Here is a 14,924-nt window from a genome sequence, read left to right on the forward strand (position 1 = left end):
CCAAGCGCTGCAGCCAGTCAGCTTGGCGAAGGTGTCGGTCCATCGACTGCGACTGTGATTGAGCCGATGCCCCTGTTCGAGCACCTGGATGACACTTCCCGCCTTACCGGACGCCTGGCCATTGGCGTGGAATATGATGGCAGCGCCTACTGCGGGTGGCAGCGCCTCAAGCATGCCCCTTCAGTGCAGGCCTCGCTGGAAGCAGCGCTCGGTAAGGTGGCTGCTACCTCGGTGCGCGTCCTCTGCAGCGGCCGCACTGATACCGGTGTGCATGCTACGCGTCAGATCGCACATTTCGACGCGCCAGTTGCGCGTACCCAGAAAGCGTGGGTATTCGGTACCAACGCCAACTTGCCTCGCGATATCGCCGTACATTGGTTGGTGCCCGTCGCTGATGATTTTCACGCCCGGTTCAAGGCGCTGGCTCGGCGTTATCGCTACGTCATTCTCAATCAGCCCAGCCGCCCGGTACTGGAGCGCGCCAATGCTACCTGGTGCCGCGAGCCGCTCGATGCCGAGCGCATGCATATAGCGGCCCAGGCGCTGGTCGGCGAGCATGATTTCTCTAGCTTTCGTGCTGCCGGCTGCCAGTCCAGGACGCCGCGACGCCACCTGCACTTCATTACGGTCAACCGCTATGGCCCGCTAGTGGTCATCGACGTGCAGGCCAACGCTTTCCTGCATCACATGATTCGCAACATCGCCGGGGCCTTGGTCGCGGTGGGTAAGGGCGAGCAGGGCCCGGACTACATGGCACAGCTCCTCGCGCTGCGTGATCGCGCCCTGGCCAACGTCACCGCGCCGGGGTGTGGGTTGCATTTCGTCGACTCGCTCTATGATGAGCGATTTGGGTTGCCGCGTGAGCCGCTTGGCCCCAACCTGCTGGCCTTCCTGGGCGAATGGACGGGGGAGCGCCCCCTGCCCGATTGCCCCATGGTGCGCTATCGCCGTGGTCAGCCTGTGGTCGAGCAAGAGCAAGAGCAGGACAGTGGCGAAGACATGAACCCATCCGCCGTACAGCATGAGTTGCCATCGCCGTGTCAGGAGGCCCGCGCATGACCCCAACTTCCTCCTTTCGTACCCGAGTCAAGATTTGTGGCCTGACCCGTGCCGAGGATATCGACGCTGCGGTATCTGCCGGAGCCGATGCCCTGGGGTTTGTGATGTGGCCAGGCAGCCCACGGGTGCTCGACCTGGAACGCTTGGCAGCGCTGTCCGCTCGTGTGCCGGCCTTCGTCACGCGTGTTGGCCTGTTCGTCGATCAGGATCCAGCCTTCGTGCGTGCCTGCGAGGCTCACCTCGATGTGGTGCAGTTCCATGGCGATGAGACGCCTGCCGAGTGTGGGCGGGCGACGCGCCCTTGGGTGAAGGCCCTGCGCATGCGCGGCGACATCGATCTCGAGGCGGCGGCGAGCGATTATGCCGGTGCGAAGGGACTCTTGCTTGACGCCTACAAGCCGGGGGTGCCGGGAGGCACCGGAGAGACTTTCGACTGGTCGCGAATCCCCGCAAGCCTGACAAAACCTGTTATCCTCGCGGGAGGTCTCGACGCATCCAACGTCGGCGAGGCCATCCGCACGGTTCGTCCCTTTGCCGTCGACGTCTCGGGGGGGATCGAGCAGGCCAAGGGGATCAAGGACCCCGACAAGATTCATGCCTTCGTGCGCCAAGTATTCCTCGCTCAAGATTGAGCCCCAGTGACCCGATGAGGTGTCTTTCGTGACCAAGTTCAGCGACCTGACCCGCTTGCCCGACAGTCGCGGCCATTTCGGCCCCTACGGCGGCCGGTTCGTTTCGGAGACCCTGAGCTTCGCGCTGGAAGAGCTGGAGAAGACCTATCAAAGTCTTCGTGACGACCCGGACTTCCAGGCGGAATTCGATTATGACCTGGCCCATTACGTCGGCCGCCCGTCTCCGCTGTATCACGCTGAACGATGGTCCAGTCATCTCGGTGGCGCGCAGATATGGCTCAAGCGCGAAGACCTCAACCATACTGGCGCCCACAAGGTGAATAACACTATTGGCCAGGCTCTACTGGCCAAAAAAGGCGGCAAGCCGCGGGTCATCGCCGAGACCGGCGCCGGCCAGCACGGTGTCGCCACGGCCACGGTTGCAGCCCGACTGGGGTTGAAGTGCGACATTTACATGGGTGCCGAAGACGTTGAACGACAGAAGCTCAACGTCTATCGCATGCATCTGCTGGGGGCCAATGTCATCCCGGTGGAGTCCGGCTCGCGCACACTCAAGGATGCCATGAACGAAGCCCTGCGAGACTGGGTGACCAATGTTGATGACACCTTTTACATCATCGGCACCGTCGCCGGGCCGCATCCGTACCCGATGCTGGTTCGCGACTTTAACGCCGTGGTCGGCCGTGAGGCGCGGCGTCAGTCGCTGGAGCAGATCGGACGTCTGCCCGACGCATTGATCGCCTGCGTGGGCGGCGGCTCCAACGCCATGGGGCTGTTCTATCCCTTCGTCGAGGACGATGATGTTTTGATGTACGGCGTCGAGGCCGGCGGTGACGGCGTCGAGACCGGTCGCCATGCAGCGCCGCTGACCGCCAATGCGCCGCGCGGCGTGCTGCATGGAAACCGCACCTATCTGATGTCCGATGAGGGCGGACAGATCGCCGATACCCATTCCATCTCTGCTGGGCTCGATTACCCCGGTGTCGGGCCGGAGCACGCGCTATGGAAGGATGTCGGGCGTGTGCAGTATGTGGCCGCAAACGACGACAAGGTGCTTGAGGCATTCCGTGAGCTGACGCGTATGGAAGGCATCATGCCGGCGCTTGAGTCCGCGCATGCCCTGGCACATGCCAAGGTCCTGGCCCCGACCATGCGGCCGGACCAGCACATCGTCGTCAACCTTTCCGGTCGGGGCGACAAGGATATTCTGACCGTGGCCAAGATCGACGGCGTTAATTTCTGAGGTGGCAAGAATGAATCGCATTGACCAACGCTTCGCCGCCCTCAAGGAGCAGGGCCGTACCGCACTGATTCCCTACATCACGGCCGGCGACCCGTCTCCGGACTATACCGTGACTTACATGCATGCCCTGGTCGAAGCTGGCGCCGACATTATCGAGCTGGGCATTCCTTTTTCGGACCCCATGGCCGATGGGCCTGTGATCCAGAAGGCCTGTGAGCGAGCACTCAAGTACAACACCCGGCTGTCGCATATCTTTGGCATGGTGCGTGAGTTTCGTCGTCAGGATAGCGAGACCCCGGTGGTATTGATGGGGTATCTCAATCCCATCGAGCGCCTTGGCTACCAAGCCTTTGCCGAGCAGGCCGCGGAATCGGGCGTGGATGGCGTGCTCGTCGTCGACATGCCCCCAGAGGAGGCCGACGAAATCGCGCCGCTGTTCAAGGAGCATCGCCTGCAGTCGATCTTCCTTGTCGCCCCTACCACTTCCGAGGCGCGGGCCGCTACAATATGTGCCCATGGAGAAGGGTACCTGTACTACGTCTCGCTCAAGGGCGTGACTGGCGCGGCGACTCTGGACGTTGAAGCCGTCGATCGGCAGCTCGACGTGCTGCGCAAGCTGACCGGACTGCCGCTCTGTGTAGGCTTCGGTATTCGCGACGGCGCCTCGGCCGCTGCCGTCGGTAAGGTAGCCGATGGCGTTATCGTCGGCAGTGCGCTGGTATCGCGTATTGCGGAGGGTTGTGAACGGCCCGACAGTGTTGCCGAAGAACTCAAAGAGGTACTCGGCGAGATGCGTCAGGCGCTCGATGCCTGACGATGCTTGCCACCTAGAACATTCTCCCGAGGCGCGCCGCCTCGGAATTCCTGACAGCAGCAGAACGGAAATCCTCTGACCATGAGCTGGCTAGACAAGATCGTCCCGTCCATGGGCCGCACCCAGCGCCAGGATCGTCGTACCAGCATCCCCGACGGCCTGTGGCGCAAGTGTCCGAAATGCGACGCGGTGCTCTATCTTCCCGAGCTGGAAAAGCACCACAACGTTTGTCCCAAGTGCGACCATCACCTGCGGCTGACAGCGCGTAAGCGTCTCGACTGGTTTCTTGACTCCGAAGGACGCGAAGAGATCGCTGCCGAGCTGCAACCGGTCGACCGGCTCAAGTTCCGCGATACGAAGAAGTACAAGGATCGTCTGACCTCGGCCCAGAAAGAAACCGACGAGAATGATGCGTTGATCGCCATGCGCGGTACGCTAGATGGTATGCCCGTGGTGGCCGTGGCGTTCGAGTTCACGTTCATGGGCGGTTCCATGGGCGCCGTGGTTGGCGAGAAGTTCGTACGTGCTGCCAGTCTGGCCCTGGAGGAGGGCATTCCGCTGATCTGCTTCGCCGCCTCTGGAGGGGCGCGTATGCAGGAAGCGCTGTTCTCGCTGATGCAGATGGCCAAGACCTCGGCGGCACTAGAACGTTTGAAGCAGGCCGGCATCCCCTACATTTCGGTGCTTACCGATCCGGTTTTCGGCGGTGTCTCGGCATCGCTGGCGATGCTTGGGGATCTCAATGTCGCCGAGCCCAATGCGCTGATCGGTTTCGCGGGGCCGCGTGTCATCGAACAGACCGTGCGCGAGAAATTGCCCGAAGGCTTCCAGCGTAGTGAGTTCCTGCTAGAGCACGGTACCGTGGACATGATCGTTCACCGCAGCGAGATGCGCGAACGTGTGGGTGGCGTATTACGTAAGCTGACCCGCTGGGCACCGGAAGCCGCGCCGGATGCAAAGCCCGAGGCGTCGCCTGACGAAGTGACCGACGAGGTTGCTGTCGACGATGAGCTGCGCGATTACGAACAACGCTGAATGAGCGATGCATCCCTCAAAGATTGGCTGACGCGGCTCGAGCGCCAGCACCCCGTAAGCATCGACCTCGGTCTGGAGCGTGTGGCCGAGGTCGCGTGCCGTATGGGCCTGCTCGATTCGCCGATCGCCAAACGGATAATTACCGTGGCTGGCACCAATGGCAAGGGGTCGACGGTGGCCATGCTCGAGTCGCTGGGGCGTGCCCACGGGCTAAGCACGGCAACTTATACGTCCCCCCATCTACTGCGCTACAACGAGCGGCTGCGCCTTGATGGCGTCGAGGCCGAGGATCGTCTTCTAGTGGATGGGTTCGAGCGTGTCGAAGCGGCGCGCCTCGCCCCTGAGCCGGTCAGCCTGACTTACTTTGAGGCCGGGACTTTGGCGGCTTTCTGGGCCATTGCCCAACGGCGTCCTGAACTGGCCATTCTCGAGGTGGGGCTCGGCGGACGGCTCGATGCTGTTAATGTCATCGATCCCGATGTGGCGGTGATTACCACCATTGCCCAGGATCATGCAGCGTTCCTTGGAACAGATCTCGAACAGATTGGTCGAGAGAAGGCCGGTATCATGCGCCGCATGCGCCCGGTGGTGCTGGGTAGTGAGCGGTTGCCGTCCAGCGTGCGGCAGGTGGCGCTGGCCGTGGGTGCCGGCATACACGGACTGGGTGAGGATTTCCGTCACAGCGACGAAACGGGAGTGGAGGGCAGTTGGGCCTGGGAGGGTAGAGATGGGCATGGCAATCCTACGACCCTAATGCGACTGCCCGACCCGCAACTGCCACGCGACAATGCGGCCAGCGCCCTGCAGGCCCTTTACCTGGCTGATGTAACACTCGATAACGAGGCCTGTCGGCGAGGCTTCGCCGACGTGCAATTGCCTGGGCGAATGCAGTGGCTGGGGAAGTGGTGTCTGGATGTTGCGCATAATCCTCATGCCGCCCATTACCTGGCCTCGCGTCTCGCTCAGCGTGTACCCCCGGCACGCCGCATCGGCTTGCTTGGCATGTTGGGCGACAAGGACGCTACCGGTGTCGTGGCGGCACTGTCACCCCAGGTAGATGGCTGGGTCGCTGTCAGTCTCGAGGGCGAGAGGGCACGTAGCGCATCCGAGTTGGCCGTCTTGCTCGAAAGCCATGGCCAGGCGGTACTGCATCAGGCACCGTCTCCGGCGGCCGGCGCCGAGTGGCTGATGCAGGTGCTTGACGAAGAAGACGAAGCCTTGGTCTGTGGTTCCTTCTTTACGGTCGCCGGGGTTCTTGAGTGGTTCAGTATGCGTAGGGTGGATGCAGCGCACGAACCGGCATCCACCGCGAGGAGGAAGACATGAAATACGGAATGCGCGAACGTATCAGTGGGGCGGTAATCCTCGTCGCGTTGGGCGTCATCTTTATTCCCATGTTGTTTGACGAGCCGCCGTCGCGTGAGGAACAACCCGAGCCGGTGCTGACCATTCAACAGCCGATCGAGGTCGAGCGTGTGCCTGTGGCCGAGCCGGAACGACCGTCGAGCCTGGGTCAGATACAGATGCCCAGCACCTCGAATAACGAGACACAGCAGGCGAATACCCAACCCAAGCCGACCCCGCCTCCGCCAGCAGCGCCCGACGCCGAGCCTGCTGCACCGGCAAAGCCCACAGAGCAGCCAGTGGCCAATCCTTCCACGCGCTCCGATCCGATCGCCGACCTGGCGCGGCAGTCCGAGCAGCGCCAGGGTGAGTCAGAGACCCAAGCGTCGTCCGATACCGCCAGTAGCGGAGAATGGGCGGTTCAGGTCGGCAGTTTTGGGGAGCCCGATAACGCCCAGCGGCTGGAGTCCAAGCTCGATGAGCAGGGCTTCAATGCCTTCCGTCAGCCACGCAGCAACAATCTGACCACTGTTTATGTCGGTCCGTTTGCCAGTTCGGAAGCCGGCGAACAGGCGCGTACGGAACTCAAGGAGAAGGCCAATATCCAAGGGTTGCTCGTGCGCATGAAGGAGGACGAATGACGCTGACCTGGCTGGACTGGGCGTTTCTGGCAGTCCTGGCCATGTCGATGATGGCAGGCTTCATGCGGGGCTTGGTGCGCGAGGCGCTGGGCCTGGGCGCCTGGATCGTGGCGCTGCTGGCATCGCGGGTCTTCGCCCAGCCGATGGCGGACATGCTCGAGGGTTACATCGAGCATCCTGATATCAGGCTGGTTCTGGCCTTTATCTTGGTGATCTTCGTTGTCGTCATGCTGTGCGGCATCGTGATTCGGATGATGCATGCCGCCATCGAGTGGGTGGGCATGGGCTTCTTCAACCGGCTCGCCGGGGCCGGTTTCGGCATACTCCGCGGTGGCGCCATTCTGGTTCTGGCTACGGTGATCATCACGTTAACCCCACTCGTACACCTGCAAGCTTGGCAACAGGCGCAACTACGTCCGAGTTTTGAAGGCCTGCGCGAATGGACGCTCAGTCAAATTGCCGATTGGGAACAACGTGATCCCGAAACGGCAGAGAAGCTACGTTCACTCTCCCTGCCAGTCGAAATTCCCGTCGAAGGCGGGAAAAGCAGTACCCCCTGAGTTATTCAATGCATCGAGCCAGTCTTGGTGCCAGTACCATCGCAAGCGAGGTAAGGCGTAATGTGCGGTATCGTAGGTCTCATGGCCAATCAGCCGGTCAACCAGGCGCTCTATGATGCGCTGACGGTGCTTCAGCATCGGGGGCAGGATGCCGCCGGTATGATGACCTGGCACGAGGGACGCTTCCTGCTGCGCAAGAGCAACGGACTGGTGCGCGATGTGTTCCATACGCGCCACATGACGCGCCTGAAGGGCAACCTGGGCATTGGACATGTGCGCTATCCCACGGCGGGTTCGTCCAGCGAGGCTGAATCGCAGCCGTTCTATGTCAATTCACCCTATGGGCTTGCCCTGGCCCATAACGGCAACCTGACGAACTCCGACCAGCTGAAGCAGGAGCTGTATTCCAGTGACCTGAGACACATCAATACGCGTTCGGATTCCGAGGTGCTGCTCAATGTCTTCGCCCACGAACTGGGTAAGCAGGGGCATCACCTGACCCCCGAGGACATTTTCGATGCCGTACGTCGCGTGCATCGACGCTGCCGGGGTGGTTATGCCGCCGTGGTCATGATCAATGGCTTCGGTATGGTCGCATTCCGCGATCCCCACGGTATTCGTCCGGTGGTTTTCGGTACGCGCGATACCGAAGAAGGCCAGGATGTGATGATCGCCTCCGAGTCGGTCGCATTGGACGTCGGTGGCTTTGAACTGACTCGAGATCTAGCGCCGGGCGAGGCGATCTTCGTCGACATGCGCGGCGAGATCCATACCCAGCAATGTGCCGATCGGCCGGTACTGGCGCCCTGCATCTTCGAGCATGTTTACCTGGCGCGCCCGGACTCCCTTCTGGATGGTGCTTATGTCTACGGCACCCGTATGCAGATGGGCCGCAAGCTTGGCGACCGTATACTGCGCGAATGGCCCGAACATGACATCGACGTGGTTATTCCCATCCCGGATACCTCGCGGACTTCGGCGCTGGAGCTGGCCCAGCATCTTGGCGTGACCTTCCGGGAAGGGTTCATGAAGAACCGCTATATCGGTCGCACGTTCATCATGCCCGGACAGACCCAGCGCAAGAAGTCGGTGCGCCAAAAGCTCAATGCCATCGACATCGAGTTTGCCGGCAAGAACGTGCTGCTGGTCGACGACTCCATCGTACGCGGTACCACCTGCAAGCAGATCATCCAGATGGCTCGCGAGGCCGGGGCCAACAAGGTCTATTTTGCCTCCGCCGCGCCGCCAGTTCGTTACCCGAATGTCTATGGTATCGATATGCCGGTCGCCAAGGAGCTGATCGCGCACGGGCGCAGCGAAGCCGAAGTCGGCGAGTTGATCGGCGCTGATCGGATCTTTTATCAGGATCTGGAAGACCTCAAGGCCGCCTGCCGCGAAGTCAATCCGAAGCTCGAGCGCTTCGATTGCTCGGTATTCGATGGCGAGTACATTACCGGCGACATCGATGACAATTACCTCAACGCGCTCGAGGCAGCGCGCAGCGATGCGGTCAAGGATACTGCCAACACGGCGCATTCCGTGGTCGACCTGCATAACGATGTCGAGGATTATGACTAGGTAACATCGGTGGTCCGTCATGACGGACCACCGTTCTGTTAGGGAGCGAGGCATGCAGCACGACGACTTTTCCGCAGACCCGCTCGCCGGGCTGGCATTGGATACGCTGGCCGTCCGCGCCGGCCATGAGCGAACCGCCGAGCAGGAACACGGCGAACCCATCTTCACCACGTCAAGTTTCGTCTACGGCAGCGCCGCCGAGGCAGCACGCAAGTTCGGTGGCGAAGAACCGGGCAATATCTATTCCCGTTTCACTAACCCCACCGTGCGCATTTTCGAAAAGCGTCTGGCAGCGTTGGAAGGTGGTGAGCGCTGCGTGGCGACAAGCTCGGGCATGGCCGCCATTCTGTCCACGGCATTGGCCCTGTTGGAAGCCGGCGACGAGATCGTTGCTTCGCGCTCGTTGTTCGGCTCGACGGTCAGCCTGTTCAGCAAGTATCTGGGCAAGTTCGGCATTACCACGCGCTATGTGGAGCTGGGTAACCTAGGTGCTTGGGAAGCGGCCATGACCCCGAAGACCAAGCTATTATTTGCCGAGACGCCATCCAACCCGTTGTCCGAAGTGGTGGATATTGAGCAGTTAGCAGCCCTTGCCAAGCGCCACGGTGCTTGGCTGGCCATAGACAACTGCTTCTTGACGCCGGCCTTGCAGCGTCCGCTGGATCTAGGCGCTGATCTGGTCATCCACTCGGCGACCAAATATCTCGATGGACAAGGTCGGGCCATCGGTGGTGCCGTGGTCGGGCGCGACAAGGAGCTTGAGGAGCTGTTCGGTGTGGTGCGCACCTGTGGCCCCTGCATGAGTCCGTTCAATGCCTGGGTATTCCTCAAGGGCCTTGAGACGTTGGGGATTCGCATGAAGGCGCACTGCGAAAACGCCCTTCAATTGGCGCAGTGGCTGGAGGCGCACCCGGCAGTGGAGCGCGTCCACTACAGTGGTCTCGAAAGCCATCCTCAGCATGCCTTGGCCAAGCGCCAGCAGCGGGGGTTCGGTGCGGTGCTGGGTATCGAGGTCAAAGGCGGTCGAGAAGGCGCCTGGTCGGTCATCGATGCCACTCGGCTGTTGTCCATCACCGGCAACCTGGGCGACGTCAAGACTACGATCACTCATCCAGGGACGACGACCCACGGGCGTCTCAACGACGAGCAGAAAGCCGCCGCCGGAATTCGCGAGGGACTGATACGCGTGGCGGTGGGCCTGGAGGATATTGACGATCTCAAGGCAGACTTGGCCCGCGGGCTCGACCGGCTTTGAGCGCACCGGGACGACTGGAACGAGTCTTCTGTATCGAAAGGGCGTGAAGCATTGGGCAATCACTTTGCCTTCGATTGAATCATTTCAGTAAAGAATGTATTTCTCGTTTGCAGGATGCGCTGCACCCGCTGTGTCTTTATGCTGGCGCCATTCCATCGTGGTGATTCGACAAGGCACCACGGTAATGTCGGACAAGGAGAGCGGACATGTGGCGCAACTCGACCCGTGGGTGGGGACTGACCAGCATCGCCATACACTGGTTGAGTGCTGGCACGGTCATCGGGTTGTTCGCGCTGGGCTGGTGGATGACCGGACTCGATTATTATGATGCCTGGTATCAGCGGGCCCCGTGGTGGCACAAGTCCGTGGGTATATTACTGCTGGGGCTGACCATTTTCAGAGTCGTGTGGCGTCTCGTTCAGCCCACGCCCGAATTGAACGGAACACGCATCGAACGCGTGGCCGCCTACCTGGGCCATATTCTTATCTACCTCGTGCTTTTCGTCGTTCTGATTAGTGGTTATATGATTTCCACGGCAGAAGGGCGGGGGGTCGAAGTTTTCGGCTGGTTCAGCGTTCCTGCGCTGGTTTCCGGCTTGCCCGATCAAGCAACGGTGGCTGGCGAGATTCACTGGTATGCCGCATGGGCCCTGATCATTTTGGCGGTCGGCCATGTGCTGGCCTCCTTCAAGCACATGCTGGTCGATCGAAACGACGTCATGCGCCGGATGGTCGATCCTCGTTTGTCCGACGATCGGTTCAAACAAGACAACACTCGGCGTCGCGACGCCGATGCCCGCTTTGCAACCCGAGAAAGGAGTCCATGATGTTCAAGAAGACCGCTATTGCTGCTGCCCTGAGCGCATCCGCCATGGTATCGCTGTCCCAGGCGCAGGCTGCCGAATATGTCATCGATACCGAGGGTCAGCACGCCTTCATCCAGTTCAAGATCAGCCATCTGGGCTATTCGTACATCCTGGGTGACTTCGAGGAGTTCACGGGTAGCTTCAATTACGATCCCGAGAACGTAGCCGATTCCAGTGCCAACCTCACCGTCGACGTCTCCAGCCTGAACACCAACCATGCCGAGCGTGACAAGCATATTCTCAGCGGCGATTTCCTCGATGCCTCCCAGTATCCCGAGGCGACCTTCGAGTCCACTGGCTTCGAATCTACCGGTGACGGTCAAGGCAAACTGACCGGTGACCTCACCTTGCACGGTGTCACCAACGAGATCACCATGGATGTGACCCATATCGGCGGTGGTGAAGATCCCTGGGGTAATTACCGCCAAGGCTTCGAGGGCTCCACCATGCTTGATCTGTCGAATTACGACATCGATATGAGCAAGTTCCCGCCGGTCATGCATGAGCTCGAACTGTACGTAGTATTCGAAGGCATCCGTCAGTAAGCCTGCCGAGTACGTAACGAGGCGCCCTTCGGGGCGCCTTTTTCGTTGAAGGCGGGGCTGGCCCTTATGCTGGGCGGTACTGCTTCATGAAACGGTGATCAAGGCGGCGCTTGGCGATCAGGGCCAGGCGGCCTGCCCACCAGAAGCGACCCCGCATGGCCAGACCGCGGCCGTCGCCCAAGTTGAGAATCGACAGTGCATGGTGCTGGGGCTGGAATGGCTCGAGCGGTGCATCCTGCAGGCGTGCCAACAAGTTATTGAGCAGCACCGGGGCTTGGCGTACACCAAAGACACCCAGTTTGGGATAGGGCGATTTCTTTAGCCAGGCACAATCGCCCACGGCAAAAACCCGGTCATCGTACGGAGTGTGCAGCTCAGGGGTAATTGCCAGACCATGGTGTGGGTGATGCTCGAGGCCCAACTCACCGATTAGTGTTGGCGCGGACAGGCCGGTAGCGACGATGACTTGGTCGACAGGCAAGTGCGTTCCGTCATCGAGCCGAAGCTTGCCTTGTCGGTAGGCCAGCGCGTTGACAGGAAGCTCCAGCTTTAGACCGCGACGTATCAAGCGCCTCGTTATCCAGCGACTGGCGCCCAGCGGTGCTTGGGGCAGTACTCGCCTGTCGGCGCTGACAAGGCTGATATCGAATGTCCGGCCGTAGCGTTCGCTGAGCCCGAGCAGGTTGCAGGCCAGTTCGACCCCAGTGGGGCCGCCGCCGAGTATGGCCAGTCGAGGTAAGGACGCAGAGTCGGCGAGGTAGGACTCCAGCCGCTGCCTCAGTTGCCACAGTGTCTCGATAGGCTTTGCCTGCCAGACGCCCGAGGCCTCTTCGAGCCCCGCAATCGGCGGCATGTCCACGCGGCTACCCAGGTTGAGCGATACCAGATCGTAGGGCAGCCGTTCGCCGCTAGCCAGTTGCAGGTATTGCTCGACACGGTCGATGGCAATGACTCGGTCCTTCACGAAGCGTCCACCTGCGCCTTCGATCAAAGGCTGGGGATCAAGGCGGTCTTCTCTGTCAGGATAATCCCCTCCCAGCATGCCGGTGGCCATGCCGGAGTACCAAAAGTCGCCTGGCGAGATTAGGGTGACATTGGCGCCTGCCTCTTTCAGAACGTCGGCATTGGCGGCGACATGCAGGTGACTATGGCCGGCGCCGACCAGTACGAGATTGACGATATAGGCCATCCTTACGGTTACGTTGACAGCGGTTCGATAGTCTAGCATGGGGCTGACTTCTCGCGACCGACCTCTCGCGTCTGTCGCGACTATGCTGAAACGATATGGGCCAAGGTGCTTGCCGACCCGAAGAGCGGAGACTCCGGCCGGAGGGGCGGCACGCCTACAGCAAGCAACTCAAGGAGCTTTGAACATGGCGCGTACCGATATTTTGCCGAGTTTGGGATTGGGAACCTTTCGCCTGAAGGGCCAGGAGGCGTTCGACTCGGTAACGTCGGCGCTGAAACTGGGCTATCGTCTCATCGATACTGCCCAGATGTATGGCAACGAAGAAGACGTAGGAAGAGCCATTCGCGAGAGCGGTATTCCGCGCGATGAAATATTCATCACTACCAAGGTGTGGTGGGACCGCCTACGGCACGATGACCTGATTGCCTCGCTCGAGGAGAGCAATCGCAAGCTCGGCGTCGAGCAGGTCGATCTGGCCTTGATTCATTGGCCTTCGCCTAATGACGAGGTACCCATTGCGGAGTATATCGGGGCCTTGAACGAGGCGAGGGGCAGGGGACTGGCCACGCGTATCGGGGTATCGAACTTCACTGTCGCACAGATCGATGAGGCGTTGGCAGCCCCTGGAGGCGACCAGATCGTGACCAATCAAGTCGAGGTGCACCCTTTTCTGGCCAATCGCCGTGTCGTGGATCACTGCCAGAGGCAAGGGATGGTAGTGACAGGCTACATGCCACTGGCCGTTGGGAAGGTCATGGACGAGCCCGTTCTCAAGGAGATCGCCGCCGATCATGATGCTACGCCGGCCCAGGTCGCGCTGGCCTGGGTGGCGTCGCGTGATATCGTGGTCATTCCCTCTTCCACCAAGCCGAGTCACCAGGAAGCCAACCTCAAGGCGCTAAACATCGAACTGAGTGCCGACGAGATCCAGCGTATTGACAAGCTCGACGCTGGCGAACGGATCGCCAACCCCGATTTTGCGCCGGAATGGGATGCCTAGACGGCCAACCAGCATCAGAACTTGCGAGGCTGCTCGTTATTGGGCGGCCTCGCTGGGGCTATCAGTCGAAGATGGGGTTGAGTATCGCCTGTGGAAAATGGCGGCGCAGCATGCGGTTCTGAAAGCCATCGGTGAAGCAGCTGTTTATGATCACGATGAAACGTTCGAAGGGGACCCCGGGCGTAGCAGGGCTCAACGTATCGGCACCGTGGAATACCTTGTCGTCACGCAGATGCAGAATCTCGCCGGGTGACATCTCGCAAGCGGCGAGCGGCTGGGTGCCTTGCTTGTCTCGATAAACATGGTTCGTTCCGCCACTGATATTCTCGCGGTTCAGCACCAGGATGCTCAGATATTTGCAGCCATCGGCATGGATGCCCTGGCCCTGCAGCGGGTCCTGGGCGGCCCAGCCTCGGATGCCGCTGATCTGAACGAGAATCGGTTCCCGCGTGCCGATCCCCCACAGGTGTGCCCAGGCACGGACGAAAGCCTTGAAATCGCTGCGTTCGACAAGGGTCGATTCCAGCGGTGAATACCAGCGTAGTTTGTCGGCCATGCTCTGCGCGTCGTTGAAGCGACCTCCCTGCGCCATGGGACACGTGCCGAGGGGTTCGACATGACCCGTGTCGTTAAGATGTAACCAGCTCATGCGCTTCCAGCGTGCATTGACATAGGGGTCGCGGGGAACCCGAGGAAGAAACGCTCTCCAGGCCGCAATATCGATGCGATCACCGATATGGGTCCGGCTCCAATGTTGTTGTTGGATATCGTCCCTGACACCGGAATTCCAATACCCCCGGTTAACGTCGAAGATAGGTTTTGCCGTTACTGCCAAGTTGTCGAGCGCCATGTTGTGATCCTCGTCCTGCGGTATCTTTCCGGGTACCGCTTGGGTTTGCAGACGTGGTATAGATGAAGGTTTATTGATATATGAAACAATCAGGCGTCATGATTATTCATGGCGTTATTTTTATTCATGGCGAATAAGGAAATCTTGCTCATTTGCCTAGCGCCTCGATCAAGGTCGTCTCTCGTGCTGTGAGTTGAAAGGCACAGGAAATGGGTAAGGCAACCTGGCGAGAAACAATCAGGCGTTGGACTGACCAGGGGTGCAGCGTATGGATGACTCGGATGGTGCAGGCTTCAGGTATAGCATACGAAAA

At 60.4% G+C, this 14,924-nt stretch carries 15 protein-coding genes; 13 read left to right on the top strand and 2 right to left on the bottom strand.

Translation table 11 applies throughout. The features are described 5' to 3' along the window. The first annotated feature begins 66 nt into the window (after nt 1-66). The 12 genes from truA (at nt 67) to F568_RS0106775 (ending at nt 11,572) form a co-directional block, all read left to right on the top strand. Nucleotides 67-1,059 carry a tRNA pseudouridine(38-40) synthase TruA gene (truA, locus tag F568_RS22395; protein ID WP_019017949.1) on the top strand — a complete coding sequence of 331 codons (993 nt, stop codon included), beginning with the start codon at nt 67-69 and terminating at the stop codon, nt 1,057-1,059. Beyond that, nucleotides 1,056-1,691, top strand: coding sequence for a phosphoribosylanthranilate isomerase (locus F568_RS0106725; protein ID WP_019017950.1), 636 nt, complete (start codon nt 1,056-1,058; stop codon nt 1,689-1,691). Before truA ends, F568_RS0106725 begins: the two co-directional genes overlap by 4 nt. Before the next feature lie 28 nt (nt 1,692-1,719). Then, nucleotides 1,720-2,934, top strand: a complete 1,215-nt coding sequence (trpB, locus tag F568_RS0106730) for a tryptophan synthase subunit beta (RefSeq protein WP_019017951.1) — start codon at nt 1,720-1,722, stop codon at nt 2,932-2,934. Nucleotides 2,935-2,944: 10 nt separating this feature from the next. Further along, complete coding sequence (trpA, locus tag F568_RS0106735; protein WP_019017952.1) at nt 2,945-3,748, top strand: tryptophan synthase subunit alpha; 804 nt, start codon at nt 2,945-2,947, stop codon at nt 3,746-3,748. An 81-nt stretch (nt 3,749-3,829) separates the two neighbouring features. Further along, nucleotides 3,830-4,783: an acetyl-CoA carboxylase, carboxyltransferase subunit beta gene (gene accD / locus F568_RS0106740; RefSeq protein WP_019017953.1), complete on the top strand. Its 954-nt coding sequence runs from the start codon at nt 3,830-3,832 to the stop codon at nt 4,781-4,783. Beyond that, complete coding sequence (gene folC, locus F568_RS0106745; protein ID WP_019017954.1) at nt 4,784-6,109, top strand: bifunctional tetrahydrofolate synthase/dihydrofolate synthase; 1,326 nt, start codon at nt 4,784-4,786, stop codon at nt 6,107-6,109. Continuing rightward, a complete protein-coding gene (locus tag F568_RS0106750; RefSeq protein ID WP_019017955.1) occupies nt 6,106-6,768 on the top strand; it encodes an SPOR domain-containing protein in 663 nt (220 codons plus the stop codon). The genes folC and F568_RS0106750 overlap by 4 nt, the downstream gene beginning before the upstream one ends. Beyond that, the gene (locus tag F568_RS0106755) at nt 6,765-7,328 is read left to right on the top strand and encodes a CvpA family protein (RefSeq protein ID WP_019017956.1); all 564 of its coding nucleotides are present in this window, start codon (nt 6,765-6,767) and stop codon (nt 7,326-7,328) included. The genes F568_RS0106750 and F568_RS0106755 overlap by 4 nt, the downstream gene beginning before the upstream one ends. A 60-nt stretch (nt 7,329-7,388) precedes the next feature. Then, complete coding sequence (purF, locus tag F568_RS0106760) at nt 7,389-8,906, top strand: amidophosphoribosyltransferase (RefSeq protein ID WP_019017957.1); 1,518 nt, start codon at nt 7,389-7,391, stop codon at nt 8,904-8,906. Nucleotides 8,907-8,958: 52 nt separating this feature from the next. Continuing rightward, nucleotides 8,959-10,161 (top strand): O-succinylhomoserine sulfhydrylase, encoded by a 1,203-nt coding sequence (locus F568_RS0106765; protein ID WP_019017958.1) that lies wholly within the window; start codon nt 8,959-8,961, stop codon nt 10,159-10,161. A 206-nt stretch (nt 10,162-10,367) separates the two neighbouring features. Next, nucleotides 10,368-10,988: a cytochrome b gene (locus F568_RS22400; RefSeq protein ID WP_019017959.1), complete on the top strand. Its 621-nt coding sequence runs from the start codon at nt 10,368-10,370 to the stop codon at nt 10,986-10,988. Beyond that, the gene (locus F568_RS0106775; protein WP_019017960.1) at nt 10,988-11,572 is read left to right on the top strand and encodes a YceI family protein; all 585 of its coding nucleotides are present in this window, start codon (nt 10,988-10,990) and stop codon (nt 11,570-11,572) included. Before F568_RS22400 ends, F568_RS0106775 begins: the two co-directional genes overlap by 1 nt. A gap of 64 nt (nt 11,573-11,636) precedes the next feature. Here the strand turns inward: F568_RS0106775 and F568_RS0106780 are convergent, their stop codons facing one another. Next, nucleotides 11,637-12,800: an NAD(P)/FAD-dependent oxidoreductase gene (locus F568_RS0106780; protein WP_083932991.1), complete on the bottom strand. Its 1,164-nt coding sequence runs from the start codon at nt 12,798-12,800 to the stop codon at nt 11,637-11,639. Between the two features lie 145 nt (nt 12,801-12,945). On the opposite strand from F568_RS0106780, the gene dkgB reads away from it, so the two are divergent. Then, the gene (gene dkgB, locus F568_RS0106785) at nt 12,946-13,761 is read left to right on the top strand and encodes a 2,5-didehydrogluconate reductase DkgB (protein WP_019017962.1); all 816 of its coding nucleotides are present in this window, start codon (nt 12,946-12,948) and stop codon (nt 13,759-13,761) included. Between the two features lie 61 nt (nt 13,762-13,822). Here the strand turns inward: dkgB and F568_RS0106790 are convergent, their stop codons facing one another. Further along, nucleotides 13,823-14,611, bottom strand: coding sequence for a 2OG-Fe dioxygenase family protein (locus F568_RS0106790; protein WP_026300375.1), 789 nt, complete (start codon nt 14,609-14,611; stop codon nt 13,823-13,825). Between the last annotated feature and the right edge of the window lie 313 nt (nt 14,612-14,924).

This window comes from Modicisalibacter luteus DSM 23508, from assembly GCF_000378505.1.
GTDB classification, from domain to species: domain Bacteria; phylum Pseudomonadota; class Gammaproteobacteria; order Pseudomonadales; family Halomonadaceae; genus Modicisalibacter; species Modicisalibacter luteus.